This window comes from Nitrosospira multiformis (assembly GCF_900111585.1).
In the GTDB taxonomy this organism is placed as follows: Bacteria; Pseudomonadota; Gammaproteobacteria; order Burkholderiales; family Nitrosomonadaceae; genus Nitrosospira; species Nitrosospira multiformis_B.
In genome coordinates, this window is the sequence record NZ_FOHI01000012.1 from 23,323 (window position 1) to 41,188 (window position 17,866).

Here is a 17,866-nt window from a genome sequence, read left to right on the forward strand (position 1 = left end):
TGCGATAAGGACCGATAGGGGCCGAGATCTGTATGAAGAAGATTAAATTGATGTGCTTTGTCCTTCTCATGCTTGGGTTGATTCCTGGCATTTCCGTATGGGCGCGTGGAGGTGGCGGGGGAGGACATGGAGGTGGAGGATTTGGTGGCGGTGGACATATGGGAGGCGGTGGACATATGGGAGGCGGTGGACATATGGGAGGCGGTGGACATATGGGAGGCGGTGGACATATGGGAGGCGGGGGGCCTATGGGAGGCGGAGGACATATGGGAGGCGGAGGAATGCATTTTGGAGGCGGCGGGCACATGGGGGGCGGGGGATGGGCGCACGACGGAGGAATGCATTATGGGGGTGGGGAGCATTTTGGCGGAGGAGTCGGTTATTATCGAGGCGGTGGAGTCGGCCGCTATCGCGGGGACGGATTTGGTTACTACCGGGGGCCGCGCGGTTTCTATCGGGGCTATGGTTACGGCCTGGGATTTGGATTTGGAGGATATGGACTAGGGCTAGGATTAGGATATGGCCTGGGTTATGGCGCTCTAGCTTATGGGCCGCCTTATTATCCATATCCACCCATGTATCCATATCCACTCGCGGTGCCTGTGCCTGCGGCACCGCTGGTATACATCCAACAAAACCTTCCGGAACAAAGTGACACGCAAAATACGGTTCAGCCGCAATCCGGCTATTGGTATTATTGCCGGGAATCGGAAGGTTATTACCCTTATGTCAAGGATTGTCCCGGTGACTGGGTACAAGTTGCTCCACAACCGCCGCCCCAATAATGTCGTTTACCTCCATATACGCATTCGCACGAAAAGGTAAAAATTGGGGTCGAAACAAAGGACTCGCACTTTGCAAGCCGTTGTTTGATGGTGGGCCGAGAACGACGAAACGGAGAACATCTACGCTATACCCCTCCAAAGTGACAAGCCAAGGACAACCGGAAGCCGCTGAAATAACCCTGCTTCCTGGCCGATCCGCTGCATTTCAAGTCAGAAAATGAAAGGGGACGCTCCGATTACTTTTCGGGCGCTGGCAATGGCGACAGCCCAAGTTCTTTCAGAAACGCATTGTGCCTGGCCTTTGTTTCTGGGATCTCCTTCTCGATCTCGACCAGTTCCTTGTGCGTAGCCGATAGATCGATCAGACCTCCTCCTTGGCCGTGCTGACATAGCGCGAGATGTTCAGGTTGAAGTCGTTGGCTTCGATCTCGTCCATTCCCACGTGCCTAGCGTACCGCTCGATACCCTTCGGATGCTGTTGGTATGTGTCGATGATCCGCTGGATATGGTCGTCGGATAGGTCGCCATTACGCCGTCGTCTTTAGGAAGTGAAACCCGTGCAGCAGGAACGCGAAGTCCGCCGCCGACTTCGGGGCCAGTCCCTAGTTTTTGAAGCGCACGCCCTCGCCCAACGCCTAGGTCGGGTTCCAGCGATAGCTGAACGGTTGTCGACCACTGCGTCGAAGTAGGATCTCTTCGCCGGGTTTGTCTCACGCAGCATGTCCCAGTGAGGTCATTCCAATATGGATGGGTTTTCAGTGATCGGGGCCTTTTTTGTAGCAAGCACTTTATCGATGCGCTTTCCATCCATGTCCATGATCTCAAAGAGCCATCCTTCCCACTCGCAACGGTCGGCCGTATGCGGCAATCTTCCCACCAGTAACATCATCATCCCACTCAAGGTGTTGTAACGTCCCTTTTCTTCTTCAGGCACCTCTTTGAGGTCAAGTCGATCTTTTAACTCGGGAATGGGAATGAAACCGTCCAGCAGCCAGGTTCCATCCTCACGTTTCATTGCCCACGCATCCTCAGGACGATGCGGTTTGAACTCCCCCGTGATCGCCTCCATTACATCCTGCAAGGTAACAATCCCTTGCACTTCCCCATATTCGTCAATAACAAAGGCGAGATGAGCTCCGGAGTTTTTGAAGTTTTCCAGTAATTCCATCCCCGTCAGGGACTCGGGAACGAATACCCCTGGTTGCAGATTAGCGGTCAAATTTAGTTCTTGGCCATGCAAGGTTTGAATGAAGAATTGTTGCGCGCTTGCGACTCCTAACACTTCTCCCCAATCACCTCGTATCACAGGAAAACGCGAATGTTCACTTGATTCAATGCGTTTAAGGTTGGCGGCCAGTGGCTCTGCAATGTCCAGGTAGGTTACTTCGCCGCGCGGCACCATGAGTGAAGCAATCTGGCGATCATCCAACCGAAAAACATTCCGCACCATTTGGTGTTCCTGATGCTCAATCACGCCTGCATCCGATCCTTCAGCTAGCATCAGATTAATCTCTTCCTGAGTCACACTCGGACCAATCCTCTCCTTGATGCCCAAGGACTGGAGTATCAATTGGGTTGAGCCAGATAATACTTTTATGAATGGTTTTGATGCGGCTGCCAGCCATAGCATTGGCCGCGCTACCAAGCGAGCTACTGACTCGGAATTAATTTGCCCCAGGCGCTTTGGCACCAATTCGCCAAAAATGATGGATAAGTAAGTTATGCCAATAACAGTTATCCCACTCGCTATATAGCCGGATAGGGTATCCTGTACTCCAAGTGTTTTCAGCCAATCGCCGAAGGGGCGCGCCAGGGCGGCTTCGCCGATAAACCCGTTTAAAATCCCGATCAGAGTAATGCCAATCTGTACTGTAGAAAGAAAACGGTTTGGATCTTCACCCAGTTGAATCGCTGCCGTTGCGGCAACATCTCCCGCTTGCGCCAGGTTTTGAAGCTGGGCTCTACGAGCGGTAATCAAGGCAATCTCAGACATGGCAAAAACGCCATTGAGAATGATGAGAATAAACAGTATGGCTATTTCCATGTGTTATATGCTCCCGAATGAGCACCGGTATTGAAATAAGTATTCATTAAAGAGCGACCTGCTCTCCAAAATCAGTACCAATCCAAAATGGAAAATTCCGGCTTCGTTGGCCTGCCTGACAAAGCGTTTTCCCTTGCCTGACGGGCGAATTTAGCAGGAGTTGTCCCCTGCCATGCAGGACGGGGACTCACCTCATTATAGTACTGCCGCATCCGTCAATCCTGCGCGTGACATCTCTCGTGACAAGAAGCGGTGCGTTCAGGCACTCCCGCCGCTCCCGCCATAGATTTTCGCGCTCCCGAAAACTTCCTATCACTACGCTAAGGTTTAGTGCCATTGAACAAAAGTAGCATCGCACTGGTGCGACAATTTGCCGCTTCCTGGATTAACTGAAATGGGCTATTCTCGCGCTCGACGCCAGGCATATTGTCTAAATGGGAATTATCCAGCTGATCTGAAACAGCCCCATCCCAGACTGCATAAAATCGGGGGTCACCTTAAAGCAGTTAATCACCGACCCTGCTTACCAAGCAGACTGTTCAACCAACCCTTATATCGAACGTTGAAGAAACGATCCCTACGGCGGCAGTCAATGCCGTGCTCCCGTCGACTATCTCGTTACAGGTCAGTCAGTTCGATCAATTGAATAACAACCGACCACAATCGTCGGTGTTAATAATGTCAGTAATGACAAGTATTGGATATTTCATCTTTTTCCGCAGCAGACTTACTTTGCACACCTGAAGCTCAATTATCAAAAATAGAAACCGCACTGAAACCAATTCATAGATTTTTCCCATGGAATTCATCTGATGCGTCGTTTTTCCTTACCGCAGTTTTTTATTTTGCTCATTTTGTTAAGCCCGGTAATAGCTGTTGCTCATGGCATTTCCGAGGAAGACAAATTGCGGATGCTCAATGGCGGTTATCTGCAATACATCTGGCTCGGCGCTACACATATGCTCACCGGATACGATCACTTGCTGTTTCTGTTTGGCGTGGTGTTTTTTCTGACCAGCTTCAAGGATATCGCCAAGTTTGTAACAGCTTTCACAGTCGGTCACTGCATTACCCTTATTTTTGCAACTTTCTATCAGATCACCTGGAACTACTTTTTGATCGACGCGATTATTGCACTTAGCGTGATCTACAAGGGTTTTGACAATAACGGGGGGTTCCAGAAGTACCTGGACATGAAATCTCCCAACTTGTTGGGCGCGGTGTTCCTGTTCGGGTTACTACACGGCTTTGGTCTTTCCACTCGTCTCCAGCAGCTACCACTTGGCGACGACAATACAGGCATTCTTTTACGGATATTGAGTTTTAATCTCGGCGTTGAGATTGGACAGATCGCCGCTTTGATAGTCATGGTCGCCATGCTTTCGCTATGGAGGCATAGACCGTCTTTTCAACGATTCAGCTTTGCCTCCAACCAAGCGCTTATTTATGCCGGCGTAGTATTACTGTTCATGCAGTTGCACGGGTATCAGCATGATATTGATCCCGATGGTTTTCGCTTCGCGAGTCAAGAGCACAGGCATGCGCACGAGGATTGGGAGATTGAGGAAAGTACCGATACAGAACACGAAAATCTTTAATTTAATAACTCCAGGAGACTGCGTAATGAGAAAACTATTGATGACAATGATCCTGACTGCCGGGCTAATTGGAGCTGGCGGCGCAGGGGCAGGGGAGAGTGGCCCTTGTCACTTTCACGGCAAAAAAGTTGCTTCGGAGGAAACTGTTTCCAATTGTGCGGCTGAGCGCAAAGAGCTCCTGATTATGGACGGCAAGATCGATCCATCATGGGAGCCTGTTGAACAAGACAAGATCGAGATGATAGATGGAAAAAAAGGCAAGGAATGGTTAGTCACCTTCGTTAACCCGGCTGTTGCCGACAAGACGAAAGAAAAGCTTTATATGTTCTTTACAGCGCCTGGAAACTTCATTGCCGCAAATTTTTCCGGGAAATAAAAGGTTGGCACCTGAACACTTCTTTCTTGGTCAGGTGCTCCTTATAGTCCCACCTCAATCCGCCGCAGAATAAAAAAGAAAACAAAATAACACCCTATAGTAACTGCGACGGACAGGCTGAGGCTCAGCCAAAAGCCCAGGCCCTGCTTAAGCAATACGGGCAACAGCAGGAAAAACAGGAGTGAAGGTAACACCAACCAGAAAATTTGCTTTGAAAGGTCGGCAATCTGCGAAGGCGCAATGCCCTCAAGGTGGAGCCAAATGAACGCGAGCAACGACGTGAGCGGCAGAGATGCTACGAGTGCAGCAAATCCTGTGTTTCGCTTTGCAATTTCCGCGATAGCTACGATTACGATAGCAGAGACAAAAACTTTGAGCGCGTAATAAAGCATAAGCCTATTTCGCCTTTTAGGCTGTCCTTGTTTTTTTTAACGATAAAAATTAATATTGCATCGCAAGATTCGGGGATTTAGCAGCCTCCCCATTCAAGACGCTTGCGTCCAAGGCCTGCTCCAATCTTAAGGGTTGAATTCCCTATGGAGGAGAATGCATGGACGTTTCAAGCCAAGGTATCACGATACTTGATTCAGATACATTCCCCACTGACCTGAATGAGAGCATAGCGCACGTACCACACGAGCCGCTTGGCCGTCTCTTTTTGCGCTTTTTGAAGTTCGGTTCACTGGCATGGGGCGGACCCGTTGCGCAAATCGCGATGCTCCGGCACGAGTTGGTCGAGGAAGAGAAGTGGGTGAGCCCGCAGCACTTCAATCGGGTACTGGCGATGTATCAGGTGCTGCCTGGTCCCGAGGCACACGAGTTGTGCGTGTACTTCGGCATGCTGGCGCGCGGGCGCACTGGCGGCATCCTGGCAGGACTCGGCTTCATGCTGCCTGGCTTCCTGCTCATGTTCATCCTGTCGTGGTTGTATGTTCACTATGGGCTACAGACGACGGGTACTATTGCGACTGTATTCGCTGTTGTGCAGGCAGCTGTCGCCGCGCTCATTGTGCGTGCGGTCCATCGCATCGGCAGTCACGTGCTGCTTGATGGATGGGCGTGGATCATCGCACTCATCGCCACGGTGGCTCAGCTCATAGGCATTCACTTCGCGATCACGCTCATCGCGGGAGGCGCAGCTTACGTGCTGGCGAAGCGGGGCTGGACGTCGCTTGCCACCCTCTTGATGGTCCTGTTCGCCGTTGGAATAACCGGTTGGCTCGCTTTCAAAGGTTTCGATCTCGCTGGCATGGGTAGCGCGGCCACGCAGCAGGGGCAAGGCCAAGCGCAGCGTTCGCTAGGGGAGTTGTTCATCTCCGGACTAAAAGCCGGCATGCTGACATTTGGCGGCGCCTACACGGTTATACCGTTCCTGCAGGAGGACGCGGTTGCTGACGGGGCCTGGATGACGAACACTCAGTTCCTTGATGGCTTGGCGCTATCCGGTTTGCTGCCCGCACCACTGATCATCTTTGCGACGTTTGTCGGTTACCTTGGCGGTGGTGCCGCCGGGGCGATTGCACTGACAGTAGGCATCTTCCTGCCTGCCTTTGCCTTCACACTCCTCGCGCATGATCCTCTGGAGAAGCTTGTCAGCCAGCCGCGCATACGCATGTTCCTCGAGGGTGTCACGGCAGGAGTCGTCGGTTTGATCGCCGGGACCACCATCGCCCTGATGGTGGTCAGCATAGTGAACATTCCCACCGCGCTCGTCTTTGCGGTAGCGCTCACAGCCCTTTTTTATTTTAAGTCCAAGCTGACTATCCCGCTCGTTGTCGCCAGCGCTGCGCTTATAGGTTTTGCGATGAGCCTCCTCTAGCGGAACAGACGCTTACCTCCAAGAAGGGCCTATTGCCCATGAGTCCTGGACAGTGCAGGAAGCTTCCCGGCCTTGCTACTGGTAGCATTCTCGTGCGCATGGACAAGCCGGTATAGCACTGGCAAGACAAGCATCGTCAATGCCGTAGACGATAGAATACCTCCGATTACCACGGTAGCCAGTGGTCGCTGTACTTCCGCCCCGGTGCTTGTCGCCAAGGCCATGGGGACGAATCCGAGCGCGGCCACGAGTGCCGTCATCAAAACGGGACGCAGCCTGGCGAGTGCCCCCGCTTGAATGGAATCATCCAGGCTCAATCCTTGTTTGCGTAAATCCCGAATGAACGCCAGCATGACGAGACCATTCAATACGGCCACCCCGGACAGGGCAATGAACCCTATCCCCGCAGAGATGGATAACGGAATATCCCGCAACCACAAAGCCAATACTCCTCCACTGAGAGCGAAAGGAACCCCCGTAAACATCAGCAAGCCGTCACGCACATTCCCAAACATCGAATAAAGCAGGATAAAGATCAGTCCAAGAGCGAGCGGTATAACGATCTGGAGTCGCTCGGCGGCTGAAATGAGTTGCTCAAACTGTCCCCCCCAGATGATCCAGTAACCAGGAGGTATCTCTGCCTGCTCTGCGACGAGCACCTCAGCTTCTTTAACGAATGACCCCAGGTCGCGACCACGCACGTTTGCGGTAACCACTATTCGTCTTTTTCCGTTCTCGCGACTGATCTGATTTGGGCCTTCGACAACTTCGAGATTGGCCACTTCGCCCAAGGCAACATAAGCGGGGCGAGGCATCAAAATGCTGTTTGTATCTCCTCCAAGGCTGAATGCGGGAATCCGGATAGGTAACTGGTTAAGCGATTCCATGTCGCCACGCCGCTCCTCTGGCAACCGGACTTGCAACTCAAAACGACGGTCGCCCTCATAAACCATTCCCGTAGGCCTGCCGGATATAGCAATAGACACTGCATCTTGTACATTGGCCACGCTCAGGCCATAGCGAGCCATTTTTTTTCGGTCCATCTGGATGGAAAGTACTGGCAGCCCGGTAATCTGCTCGGTTTTTACATCTGCCGCTCCCGGGATTGTTTGGAGGAGTTTTTCGATTTGCTCGCCTGCGCCCAGAAGTGTGTCCATGTCGTCACCGAACACTTTTACCGCCACATCCGCGCGCACACCCGATAGCAACTCATTGAAACGCATCTGTATGGGCTGCGTAAACTCGTAATTGTTACCCGGTATTTCCAGCACTGCCTGTTCCATCGCAGCAACCAATTCCGCCTTGGTCCGGTAGGCTCCCGCCCATTCCGACTGAGGCTTAAGGATGACAAAGGTATCCGCCACACTTGGCGGCATGGGGTCAGTAGCAATTTCAGCGGTGCCTATCTTGGAAAAAACCCTGTCTACCTCGGCAAACGTCTTGATCTTTTTTTCAAGCTCGTCTTGCATTTCGATAGCCGAAGTGAGGCTCGTGCCGGGAATGCGCAGCGCATGCAGCGCAATATCTCCTTCATTGAGGCTCGGCACGAATTCGCTGCCTAGCCGCGTTGCCAAGAGGCCGGAGAGCACCACAATCACCACAGCGAGTGTGACCGTGTATTCTTTATTTCTCATCGCCGCGGCAAGAGCCGGTCTATACACCTTTCTTGCCCATGCAACTGCCGCGCTCTCTTTTTCTTCGAATTTGCCATTCAGAAAAAGTGCCACCGCGGCCGGAACGAATGTTACGGAGAGAATCATTGCTGCAAAGAGTGCGATTACGACGGTGAAGGCCAGGGGGTGAAACATTTTTCCTTCGACCCCGGACAGTGCAAAGATGGGGAGATAAACAACCATGATGATCAGCTCCCCGTAGATAAGGACGCGTCGCGCTTCCCTGGATGCTTCAAAAACCATCGTAAAGCGCTCGCACGGGGTCAGCACTCGTCCTATTCGTGCCTGTTCTTGAGTCAAACGCCGAATACTGTTTTCAACAATGACGATGGCACCATCTACGATCAGGCCGAAATCAAGCGCACCCAAGCTCATCAAGTTCGCACTGACCTTGTTGGCCACCATGCCTGTGAACGTAAATAGCATCGCCAGGGGGATGACAAGCGCGGTAATCAGCGCAGCGCGCAGATTGCCTAAAAACAGGAATAACACCGCGATAACCAGGGCGGCACCCTCCAGCAGATTGGTTGCGACAGTTTGAATGGTTTTGTCTACCAGTGTGGTGCGATCATAGACAGGGGTGGCCACCACACCTTCTGGCAGATTCCGGTTGATCTCGGATAATTTTTTTGCAGTGGCGTGGGACACCGTGCGACTGTTTTCCCCGACCAACATGAGTGCCGTGCCGAGCACCACTTCCTTGCCATTTTGCATAGCCGCGCCGGTTCGGAGCTCCTTTCCTATCAAAATATCCGCCACATCCTTGATGCGTATGGGGATGCCCTGTCGCGAGCCGAGCGTGATATCGCCGATCTCGTCCAGATTCCCTATCTGGCCGGGCAAGCGCACAAGGTACTGTTCGCCGCTTCGCTCAATGTAGCCTGCGCCTACGTTGAGGTTGTTTTGTTCCAGGGCAGCGATAACGTCCTGTAGCGTTAATCCGAAGGAAATCAGTTTTTCCGGGTAGGGGGCGACATGAAATTGTTTTGTGAAACCGCCAATCGTATTTATTTCCGTCACACCTTTTACAGTGCGTAATTGCGGCCGGATGATCCAGTCCTGAATCTCTCGCAAATCAGTCGGGGTATAGGCGGTACCATCCGGTTTTCTCGCGTCTTTGTCCGCATCGACCGTCCACATGAAGATTTCACCCAGGCCGGTAGCGATGGGTCCCAATGCGGGATCCACACCGGGAGGCAACCTGTCTTTTGCTTCCTGAATTCGCTGACTCACGAGCTGGCGCGCAAAGTAAATGTCGGTGCCATCTTCGAAGATCACCGTTACTTGGGACAACCCGTAACGTGAAATGGAGCGCGTATATTCCAGGTGTGGGAGGCCGCTCATGAGTGTTTCGATCGGCAAGGTAATACGCTGTTCTGCTTCAACGGGCGAGTAGCCAGTTGCCTCTGTATTAATTTGCACCTGCACATTGGTAATATCCGGCACGGCATCAATGGAGAGGTGCCGGTAACTGAAGATTCCGAGCATGGCCATGCCCATCACCGCTAGCAGGACAAGTCCACGCTGATGGATGGAGAGCCGTAAAATACGTTCGAACATGATGGGGTTAATCCTTTAATGGTCGTGAGTTGCGCCAGACTTGCCGAGCTCGGCCTTGATAGCAAAGCTGTTACCCGCCGCGTATTGTCCTCCCGCGGATAAACCCTTGAGAACTTCCACCATTTGTCCATCGCTGCGTCCGAGCTCGAGTGGCCGTGCTTCCAGGTATTCTCCGTAGCGCCCAAACACCACAGACCAATCACGAACTTTCTGTATGGCATCCGCGGATACAGCGACGGGCACCTGGATTTCTTCAGCTTCCAGCTCCGCGTTGACGAACATGCCTGGTCGCCATTTTCCATCCCGGTTATCAAGCTCGATCCGGGCTGTCGCGGTTCGGGTTTGCTCCCCTATCAGGGTGGTTATATAAGTGATGAGGCCCTTATCCTCGATATCAAAAGCGGTTGCTTTGATGGTTGCCTTCTGGCCGACCTGAACCATCGCCAAATCCTTCGGGTACACGGTTATTGCCGTCCAGACTGTCGATACGTCGGCGATGGTATAGATCTCTTCGTCTTCCTTGAGCGTCTGACCCTGCGCGATTGCTTTTTCGATAACCAGTCCGGGGATTGGCGTACGAATTTCATAACGCGCGAGATTTCCTTCACGGTAGCTTGACTCCGGGCGTACTCCCAGTAAGCGCAGCTGTACCGCAGCCAAATCGACTGAAATTTCCGCCTCGCTCAAGGACTGTTGCGCGGCAAGGTAGTCCTGTTTGGCTGAAATCCGGTCTTCCCAAAGGCGCCTCTCCCGTTCGAAAGTGGTTTGTGCCAGTGCCAGCCGTTTCTGGGCAACCCGATACTGACTGCGTAAATCCGCCAGCATCTGGCTTTCGATCACAGCCAGTACTTCCCCTTTTTTTACTTGTTGACCGTGATGCGCGTGGACAGTCATCACAATCCCGGGTAGGCGGGGCACTACATGGACGATGGTATGTTCATTGAAGATGATCTCGCCCGGTCGGTGGAGTTTAGGCTTGATCACGGCGGGACCCGCGGTCATTATTTCGACTCCGACGCTTTTCAGCATTTCATCTGGCATTTCCACTCTCGCCTCAACCTGGCTGTATTTCCAATGGAACGTTTTGCCCTTCCAGTTCGCATCGATAAGCACGTCGAATGAATGAGGTTCCTCCACTATCTGGTCGCCAAGCAGGAAACTTGCCTGGGGCTTGAACGCAAACGCTTGCGCCGGCCCACCGAGGCGCGACAGGGTGACGGTAACCTTTGCTGCGGACGGCGGAAGCGGCTTGCCCTTCTCATATAGATAAATCCGGAACTGCGGCGGTACGCCTTCCTCATAAATAGTTATTTCAAGGCCAAAGTCATCCGTTTTGAACAGCTTTCCACCCTTTGGGCCTCTGCTGTACGACGAGTCCGCCGTACCGTCTCTAGAATCCTGTTTGCTCTCACCGGATTTTTCACTCTTGGCGCTGTCTGAGGAATCGACTGAAGCAGAGCCAGAATTCCTGTCCCATGTAAGAATCAGGCCAGCCAGCACAACGCCGATGGCGATCGTGCTGATAATGGGAACGAGCTGTTTCCTGTTTTTCACCATTTACTCCTCATAATCTTTCACAACGCTGCTATTGGTAGTTCGCTGATTCAAGACGCGATTGAGCGGTCTTCCAATGAGGCGTTCGATTTCGTTAATCAGGCGCTGATAGTTCGCAAGTGCCCGCACATGCAGGATTTGGTTCTGGAACAAGGTTCGTTGCGCATCGAGCACTTCCAGGAAACTGAATCTGCCCAGTTCATAGCCTTTGTTGGTCACTTCGAAGGCGCTTCTTGCGGCAGGTAATATCTCGTTACGCAATACCCCAATCTCGTTCTGCACGGCAGATAGGGCTTCATAAGCCTGCACAAGCTCGGTTTTAAGCCATAAATCGGTTGCAATTTGTTCATCCAGCGCTTTATTCACGCGCTGGTGGGCTTCCCGTAGATTTCCCTGATTCCGGTCGAATAACTGCAGCGGCATGGAAATGCCAACCAGCGCAGTGGTGCCGCCGGATTCCCAGTGTTTGATCACGCCCCCCAATGGTTATGTTTGGCACTCTTTGTGCCCGCTCCACTTCCAGCAGTGCCTCGCGGTGTTCTATTCCCTTTCTTGCACGATCTGCCATCGGACTGGAGAGGGAGAATTCAACAAGTGCTTCATAAGTCGGTAGAGTGACCGAAGCTTGAAGATCGCCGAGCACCTTCCCGAATTCGGGTAAGGAGTCACCCCACAGGAGGGCAAGCCGCTTGCGAGCTGAAGTAAGTTCCCGTTGTGCTTGCCCCAGTGCAATGCGCGTAGCGGAAAACGCTACCCCGATCTTAGTTTCCTCAATAGGAGGCACTTTGGCGGCCTGCACCCGCTTGCTTACGGTATCCACCACCCGCTGCGCCAATTGCTGGCTCTCCTCGGCTAGCTTCAATTGCTCCTGCCCTGCGAGCACCTCGATAAACCCGTTCGCTACTCGGACAGCAAGCTCAAGGCGTTTGGTTTCATAATCCTTGCCTGCCAGCTGCTGCCCAAGCGATGCCGCGTGCACCCGGGCTGCACGTTTTCCACCAAGCTCGATCAATTGGCTGACGCGAACAATTAAATCTTGCTGCTCGACGTTTTCTTTAATCGTTGGGTTTATGCTCGTACCAGGACGCTGCCCATTTCCCATGTTCCCCGCGTTATCCACGTTCACGGATAATTCAGGGTTCCGTAGCAGGCCAGCCTGTAAGATTGTCCCTTCCAGCGCGCGCACTTCCTTGTCAAATACGGCCAGTTCGGGGTTGTGCTGTAGCGCGAGATACAGCGCTTCTTCGAGGGTAAGGTCTTTTTTTTTCGCCACTAAAGAGAGGCTGCTTGTATCAGGGGGAACACCGGTGAAAGTATCTTCAGCAATAGCTGAAGAGACGCCATAGTCGGCAAGAAAAAGCCATCCCAGCGGCAGGACGTACCATGTGCGCGTGAATGCTAAGTAAAGATTCATGAAAATCCTCGGCAAATATCATGCGAAACGCTCGATTGAGCGAATCGACTGAAACGAGCAAGATCGAGTCCTTTTTGCGAATACAGTCAGCCGTGCGCTAAAAATAGCGGATGGTCTGGTTGCATCGTGCTGTCGGGAATCCCACCCGGAGGCTAACTGCTTATGCGAGGGGAATGCTTCGGGGAGGACGCAGAGGAGAATCCAGAATGGAATCGGGAATGTTGGCCAAGACAAATGCCATCAAAATTTCAATAGCACTGAAAGCCGGAACGATCAGCGGCGGCATAAAGAAAAACGGCTGATACTGTCCTACCGCGTGCAGGTATAGATGAGTCGCGGCATCCAGATGATCATCGTCATTTCCTTCGGGGTGATGGTGATCGTCAAGATGCGCCGCTGGATCGAGAGAAAGGACATGATGATGTGCATGATCAAGCTCATGCGCAACCAGCTTGGCATTAAATGCCCAACCACATGCGTTGGCGAGTATACCGACCAGTAACGCAAATAGGACATAGTGGCGGACAAAGCGCGTTTTCATCTCACTGCGATTATATAACTAAAAAACCGGGGACATTCAATCTTCGCCAGGGGAAGTGAAACATCAACTCACTGATATCCTGCTATGAATTAATGCAAGTATTTAGAGTGACGGTAGAGAATAGAAGATTTTTTGTTGAAGTGTTTCTGTCTTTTTAGCTGCCGTAGCACCGCAATCCATTATGCTTTTGCATACAGCATATGTATATGGAGAGTGGCAGGTGAATTACACTGTTCGCACTAATCCCGTTGACCTATCTTCCAAGTGCCCAGATTATTTTCCTTTCTACTCATTGCTTCGTGTACCGCCCCGGCTACGATATGCTGCACCAGATTGTAGAATATGATCGGGACCATTATGTTCGGGTAGGAAGATAAAGCTAAAGATGCAAGAACCAATCCAGTTCCGTTATTGTTCATCCCCAGTCCAAACATGAGCGAGATGTCTTCCGCCCGGTTCAATTTGAACAAGCGGCCGAGGCCATGGCCAGCGGCAAACAGGGTTAAGCAAAGTCCTGCCGTAATGACCAATGTGATGGCCAGAAAATCAAAATCGTGTTCAGCCATGGCTTGCGGCAAAGATACTGAAGCATTAGAGTAATTCAATAACAGCAAGACAGCGGCATTGATAAGCTTCAGATAGGGCACACCCCTTGTTTGCCAGTCTTTGCTAATCATCAGGCGTGTTGCAATACCCAGCAACGACGGCAGCACCACCCAAATGCCGAGGAAGCCACCGGAGCCGTATGCCGCCAGCCCCCGCAAAACTTTCTCGTACTCCTCTGAAGCCATTTCGCTAAAAATATCGAATGCTACCGGAGTGACGATGGGACTCAGAATGATGGAAAAAAAAACCAATCCCAGGCTTAAGGCCAGATTCCCGTTGGAGTTTTGTGCCCATGTAGTAGATGAGCCTGCGATCGGCATGGCGGCGACCAGCGCGAGCCCTACAAGAATATATTGGACTTCGAACGGTTCGTACCAGCGCCGCATGGCTATGGTCATCCCATAAATATAAATAATGGGGATGATCAGATTTGCCGCCAATCCAGCCAGCAACAAATATTTCTTCTGCATGAGGTCTTTCACATGGGAGCATCTCAGCCCCAGGCCAGCGTTGAACATGAGTATGGCGAGCATAATCATCAGCAACGATGCGCTGGTTCTGTGCTGGAAAATATTTATCTCGCCAAAAGAAACATCTCTGATCCATAGCCCAGGAACTGGCAAGATCACCGCAATAACATACGCGGCGATCAGGAACCAGAGTAGGTGGCGGTGAAAAAAATGGGATATTGAGAGTAGAAACAATTTATCCGTATCTTTCTGGAGCATCCGGTCGGATGACTTGTACGCACATTAGGTAGGCCAAATAGCCGGGAACTCACCAAAGGAAGATCAACACCTCGCAATCTGTCGCATTGTTCAACGCCTCATCGCTGTTTTTTAGAATGAGTCATTCTCGCTCCAATGGAACATTCACGTGCCTGAAGGACACCAGCAACGCCAAATCATATGCAATCTTTAAAGCTCCACAAGCAATTAAGGGAGCGCTAAGAAGCCCGCCGGCCAGCAAGGCGCCCCCCAAGCTTGGACTCAGGATTGAGGCGAGGCTGCGGGGTACGGTAGTGAAGCTCGCGGCAGCAGCGCGCTCCGGTGCCGTAACTGCGGCCATCACGTATGCAGTCCGTGTGGGCACATCCATCTGAGATAATGCACTTCGCACGAACAATAGCGTCAGCGCGATTTCTACGTTTGGAGCAATCGCCGCAAAAATGAGGCACACGTTCGCAGGAATGTGAGTGAAGACCATCGTGTTAAGCAGCCCGATCTTGCGTGCAACTACCGGTGCAGCGAGTTGTGATCCGGCTGATAGAAACCCTGCGCAGAAGAAGAAGGTTCCTGCCTCTCCCGTTGAGAGTCCAAAGCGCTCAAAAAGCCAGAGTGTGAGTAGCGAATTCACAACCAGTCCACCGGCAAATGCATCAATGCTGAACAACATCGCAAGCTTGAAAACGATACCGCGTGACGGACCTAGCGGCGCTGGTAGTTGCCTGGTAGAGATGTCGCCCGCTGGCAGGGCCCGATAGAGCAGCCAAACCAATCCGCCGAGCAGGCCGTATAGCACGAACATTGTGCGCAAACCCTCAATCAAGGGTAGCCCTGCCCATTGCATCAGCCAGGAGGGGATGCCAGCGGCCAAGCCGCCTACAGCCGCGCTTAGCGAGCCAGTAAGCGTGTAACGGGCAAACAGAGTGGTGCGTAGGGTGCCGGGTGCCGCCTGTGCCAGATGGGCATGCTCAAGCGGCAAAAACATGCTCACATCGCCCGAACTCGGATTAAGGGTTCCAACAAATGCAACAACGAGGAGTGGCCAAAATGAAGAGACGCTCGCGAAAGCAAGGCCGGTAGCTGCCATTAACAGGGCAGCGAACAGCAACAGTCGGCGGCTTGACCATCGGTGGCCGATTACCCCGATCGCCAGTGTCGCCAAGGCCGATCCCGCGAGGGTGGCCGTACTTAAATAACCTACGTCCAGCTGGCCAAATCCCAGCGCCAGGAGATACGCAGGCAGAAGCACGACCACATAACCGTCTGCAAAACCACGCAACGCCCGAGCGATCAGTAGTGGAGAAGCAGTTTTGGGTACTCCTACAGGCATGAGCAAGCGGGCAAGTATCCTGCCGGTCCGACCTGTTTCCACCGACTTAACCTTCTCTACCTGATCCACCACGGGCACAGGCCTCCCAGGATTGTGTCACACAGGACTATTCTGGATGGTCAGCTTGTTTATTCAATGCGCTCCTGATTGTTTTGGCCAGGTCCTTCGCATCCCCTTTGCCCCAGTAGTGCATGAATAAATAGTGTGGCTTCTCATGCGTCATGTGTTGATGAATTGCTACAATATTTATGCCACCTGCTCGCATTGTTCTCAAGACAGCCTGCATTTCATCTGCAAGCATGGCGAAATCCCCATCCACGACTGCCTCGTTATCGTTGCCCGCAAACGCTGCCCAGGTGTTTATACCCATTTCTTTTCCCACCGGCGCTCCATGCATAGTGGCCGGGCGGCCGATGACAACTTTAAACATGCCATCTTTCGAAGTTCCTTTCATCCCCAGGATTTGTTCCAGAGGCTGGGGGGAAATCTTGTTCTCCTGCGGGATTGTATTGGGAAACCAGGAAGAAGGCACAGGGTGGGCCGCACGGATTTCAGCGACTTTGTCATAAATCCTTTTAACGCCGGCTGCAAGCTTGGCAGAGCTCCCAATGCCACCGATGTGCATGAAATACACCTTTGGTTCATCAAAGAAAAAATGATTGTGCAAGGCAGTTACTTCCAGTCCCGCCTCGAAAGCCACGCTTATCGCCGGATTGACCTCGTCCTCGAACAGCACGGTATCGCCCATCATTACAACCTGGCCATCCTGTGCAGGAGCAAAGGCAGCCCATGAGCCCAATCCCATGAAAGGCGGCATCGGCCATTTATCTACCTTTATTTTTACATCAGTGCGGGGTTTGGATACTTTGAAAACGTTTTCTTCCTTGGAATACGTTCCTTTAAGTCCCGTCAATCGCTCGATCTCGGCTGTATCCAGGGTGGCGCGAGTATCCGCGGCATGAGCGATTGCGGCGATGAGCGCCAATGAAGCAGCAATAAGACAATGTTTAAGAAGCCCTGAATAAGACATCGTGATTCCTCCTCTGGCTAAATGAAGTTGAAAATAATCATTCCGGGAACCATGCCGATGATGCTGCAGCCTGGAATGACTGAAAAACTCCTGCCTTGAAGCGAAATAATGCAATCATTGCGATAGCGGCAACCCGCTTTTTCTGACGAGATATTGGTGCACGGTCCCGATCTGTCCGGCCACGAACCGATGAATCCGAGCCTTGGCCAATATAAAGCGGCCGGGATGAGAATAGCAGGAGGGATGTATCTAAATCCGGTACCTTGGTACCTTGGCTTGAAGCGTCCATGCATTCTCCTCCATAGGGAATTCAACCCTTAAGATTGGAGCAGGCCTTGGACGCAAGCGTCTTGAATGGGGGAGGCTGCTAAATCCCCCGAGAGATAGAGATATTTATCATAGTTATTCCCCTTCGAAAAGGCAAGGCAGAGGAAAGCGGCTTCAGCATCCCAATAAATTATTTACTGCCTAACAATGCCGAAGCTATATTTTTCCTTATTTTTGAAGGGGGAGTATTCAACCTCTTGGTATTGATACTGCGCTGGCAGGCTGCTCCAAAAAAGAGAAAAGGGCTCGTGACCTGAGAGAAGGTGCGACGAGTCCGAATGAAAGGAAGACAATGCGTCAAAACAACGTGGACTACCAGCTTCTGACAACAGACAAAACAGGGGCCTCTTGCGGCATCCTGGCAACTTCAATAAGAAGTTGCTGGCAGAATGATCGATTTTTACCGTTGCAGGAATGTGGCAAATTGTCGCGCGACAATTTATCGCAGATGTTTCGGGAGATCGGGGGCGAGTATGAAGGAATC

15 protein-coding genes are annotated in these 17,866 nt (G+C 52.1%); 4 read left to right on the forward strand and 11 right to left on the reverse strand.

Translation table 11 applies throughout. The annotated features are described in order from the left end of the window. Nucleotides 1–32: 32 nt before the first annotated feature. Entirely contained in the window at nucleotides 33–785 is a 753-nt protein-coding gene (locus BMW46_RS15485; protein ID WP_177171105.1) for a hypothetical protein, read from the forward strand. A 361-nt stretch (nucleotides 786–1,146) separates the two neighbouring features. Here the strand turns inward: BMW46_RS15485 and BMW46_RS15630 are convergent, their stop codons facing one another. Both BMW46_RS15630 and BMW46_RS13780 read right to left on the reverse strand, forming a co-directional pair. Next, entirely contained in the window at nucleotides 1,147–1,290 is a 144-nt protein-coding gene (locus BMW46_RS15630) for an N-6 DNA methylase (protein WP_218141810.1), read from the reverse strand. 228 nt (nucleotides 1,291–1,518) lie between these two features. After that, a complete protein-coding gene (locus BMW46_RS13780) occupies nucleotides 1,519–2,829 on the reverse strand; it encodes a hemolysin family protein (protein ID WP_074709237.1) in 1,311 nt (436 codons plus the stop codon). Between the two features lie 812 nt (nucleotides 2,830–3,641). On the opposite strand from BMW46_RS13780, the gene BMW46_RS13785 reads away from it, so the two are divergent. Together BMW46_RS13785 and BMW46_RS13790 are read left to right on the forward strand one after the other, a co-directional pair. Next, nucleotides 3,642–4,427 carry a HupE/UreJ family protein gene (locus tag BMW46_RS13785; RefSeq protein ID WP_074709238.1) on the forward strand — a complete coding sequence of 262 codons (786 nt, stop codon included), beginning with the start codon at nucleotides 3,642–3,644 and terminating at the stop codon, nucleotides 4,425–4,427. 25 nt (nucleotides 4,428–4,452) lie between these two features. Beyond that, complete coding sequence (locus BMW46_RS13790; RefSeq protein ID WP_074709239.1) at nucleotides 4,453–4,803, forward strand: DUF6488 family protein; 351 nt, start codon at nucleotides 4,453–4,455, stop codon at nucleotides 4,801–4,803. Nucleotides 4,804–4,844: 41 nt separating this feature from the next. Here BMW46_RS13790 and BMW46_RS13795 read toward each other — a convergent pair whose 3' ends face one another. After that, nucleotides 4,845–5,195 (reverse strand): DUF3147 family protein, encoded by a 351-nt coding sequence (locus BMW46_RS13795; protein ID WP_074709240.1) that lies wholly within the window; start codon nucleotides 5,193–5,195, stop codon nucleotides 4,845–4,847. A 158-nt stretch (nucleotides 5,196–5,353) separates the two neighbouring features. Here BMW46_RS13795 and chrA point away from each other — a divergent pair, with 158 nt between their 5' ends. Further along, nucleotides 5,354–6,622, forward strand: a complete 1,269-nt coding sequence (chrA, locus tag BMW46_RS13800) for a chromate efflux transporter (RefSeq protein ID WP_081355822.1) — start codon at nucleotides 5,354–5,356, stop codon at nucleotides 6,620–6,622. Nucleotides 6,623–6,651: 29 nt separating this feature from the next. On the opposite strand, the gene BMW46_RS13805 is transcribed toward chrA, so the two are convergent. The 8 genes from BMW46_RS13805 to BMW46_RS13835 form a co-directional block, all read right to left on the reverse strand. Further along, on the reverse strand, nucleotides 6,652–9,855 hold the full coding sequence (locus BMW46_RS13805) for an efflux RND transporter permease subunit (RefSeq protein WP_074709241.1): 3,204 nt from the start codon (nucleotides 9,853–9,855) through the stop codon (nucleotides 6,652–6,654). A gap of 15 nt (nucleotides 9,856–9,870) precedes the next feature. Next, nucleotides 9,871–11,412, reverse strand: a complete 1,542-nt coding sequence (locus BMW46_RS13810) for an efflux RND transporter periplasmic adaptor subunit (protein WP_074709242.1) — start codon at nucleotides 11,410–11,412, stop codon at nucleotides 9,871–9,873. Beyond that, nucleotides 11,413–11,832 carry a TolC family protein gene (locus BMW46_RS15860; protein ID WP_256377084.1) on the reverse strand — a complete coding sequence of 140 codons (420 nt, stop codon included), beginning with the start codon at nucleotides 11,830–11,832 and terminating at the stop codon, nucleotides 11,413–11,415. It abuts the gene before it with no gap. Further along, the gene (locus BMW46_RS13815; protein ID WP_256377085.1) at nucleotides 11,768–12,823 is read right to left on the reverse strand and encodes a TolC family protein; all 1,056 of its coding nucleotides are present in this window, start codon (nucleotides 12,821–12,823) and stop codon (nucleotides 11,768–11,770) included. Before BMW46_RS13815 ends, BMW46_RS15860 begins: the two co-directional genes overlap by 65 nt. Nucleotides 12,824–12,983: 160 nt before the next feature. Next, on the reverse strand, nucleotides 12,984–13,364 hold the full coding sequence (locus BMW46_RS13820; protein ID WP_074709243.1) for a hypothetical protein: 381 nt from the start codon (nucleotides 13,362–13,364) through the stop codon (nucleotides 12,984–12,986). 239 nt (nucleotides 13,365–13,603) lie between these two features. Further along, nucleotides 13,604–14,698 carry a bile acid:sodium symporter family protein gene (locus BMW46_RS13825; protein ID WP_074709244.1) on the reverse strand — a complete coding sequence of 365 codons (1,095 nt, stop codon included), beginning with the start codon at nucleotides 14,696–14,698 and terminating at the stop codon, nucleotides 13,604–13,606. 121 nt (nucleotides 14,699–14,819) lie between these two features. After that, nucleotides 14,820–16,097 carry an MFS transporter gene (locus tag BMW46_RS13830; RefSeq protein WP_256377086.1) on the reverse strand — a complete coding sequence of 426 codons (1,278 nt, stop codon included), beginning with the start codon at nucleotides 16,095–16,097 and terminating at the stop codon, nucleotides 14,820–14,822. Nucleotides 16,098–16,131: 34 nt separating this feature from the next. Next, nucleotides 16,132–17,055 (reverse strand): DUF1259 domain-containing protein, encoded by a 924-nt coding sequence (locus BMW46_RS13835; RefSeq protein WP_074709245.1) that lies wholly within the window; start codon nucleotides 17,053–17,055, stop codon nucleotides 16,132–16,134. Between the last annotated feature and the right edge of the window lie 811 nt (nucleotides 17,056–17,866).

What these genes read in the sequence shown, in the direction of transcription:
- BMW46_RS13780 (WP_074709237.1), bottom strand. Translation starts at nt 2,829, where the DNA reads ATGGAAATAGCCATACTGTTTATTCTCATCATTCTCAATGGCGTTTTT.
- BMW46_RS13805 (WP_074709241.1), bottom strand. Translation starts at nt 9,855, where the DNA reads ATGTTCGAACGTATTTTACGGCTCTCCATCCATCAGCGTGGACTTGTC.
- BMW46_RS13820 (WP_074709243.1), bottom strand. Translation starts at nt 13,364, where the DNA reads ATGAAAACGCGCTTTGTCCGCCACTATGTCCTATTTGCGTTACTGGTC.
- BMW46_RS13790 (WP_074709239.1), top strand. Translation starts at nt 4,453, where the DNA reads ATGAGAAAACTATTGATGACAATGATCCTGACTGCCGGGCTAATTGGA.
- BMW46_RS13835 (WP_074709245.1), bottom strand. Translation starts at nt 17,055, where the DNA reads ATGTCTTATTCAGGGCTTCTTAAACATTGTCTTATTGCTGCTTCATTG.
- BMW46_RS13785 (WP_074709238.1), top strand. Translation starts at nt 3,642, where the DNA reads ATGCGTCGTTTTTCCTTACCGCAGTTTTTTATTTTGCTCATTTTGTTA.
- BMW46_RS13810 (WP_074709242.1), bottom strand. Translation starts at nt 11,412, where the DNA reads ATGGTGAAAAACAGGAAACAGCTCGTTCCCATTATCAGCACGATCGCC.
- chrA (WP_081355822.1), top strand. Translation starts at nt 5,354, where the DNA reads ATGGACGTTTCAAGCCAAGGTATCACGATACTTGATTCAGATACATTC.
- BMW46_RS15860 (WP_256377084.1), bottom strand. Translation starts at nt 11,832, where the DNA reads ATGCCGCTGCAGTTATTCGACCGGAATCAGGGAAATCTACGGGAAGCC.
- BMW46_RS13815 (WP_256377085.1), bottom strand. Translation starts at nt 12,823, where the DNA reads ATGAATCTTTACTTAGCATTCACGCGCACATGGTACGTCCTGCCGCTG.
- BMW46_RS15485 (WP_177171105.1), top strand. Translation starts at nt 33, where the DNA reads ATGAAGAAGATTAAATTGATGTGCTTTGTCCTTCTCATGCTTGGGTTG.
- BMW46_RS13795 (WP_074709240.1), bottom strand. Translation starts at nt 5,195, where the DNA reads ATGCTTTATTACGCGCTCAAAGTTTTTGTCTCTGCTATCGTAATCGTA.
- BMW46_RS13825 (WP_074709244.1), bottom strand. Translation starts at nt 14,698, where the DNA reads ATGCTCCAGAAAGATACGGATAAATTGTTTCTACTCTCAATATCCCAT.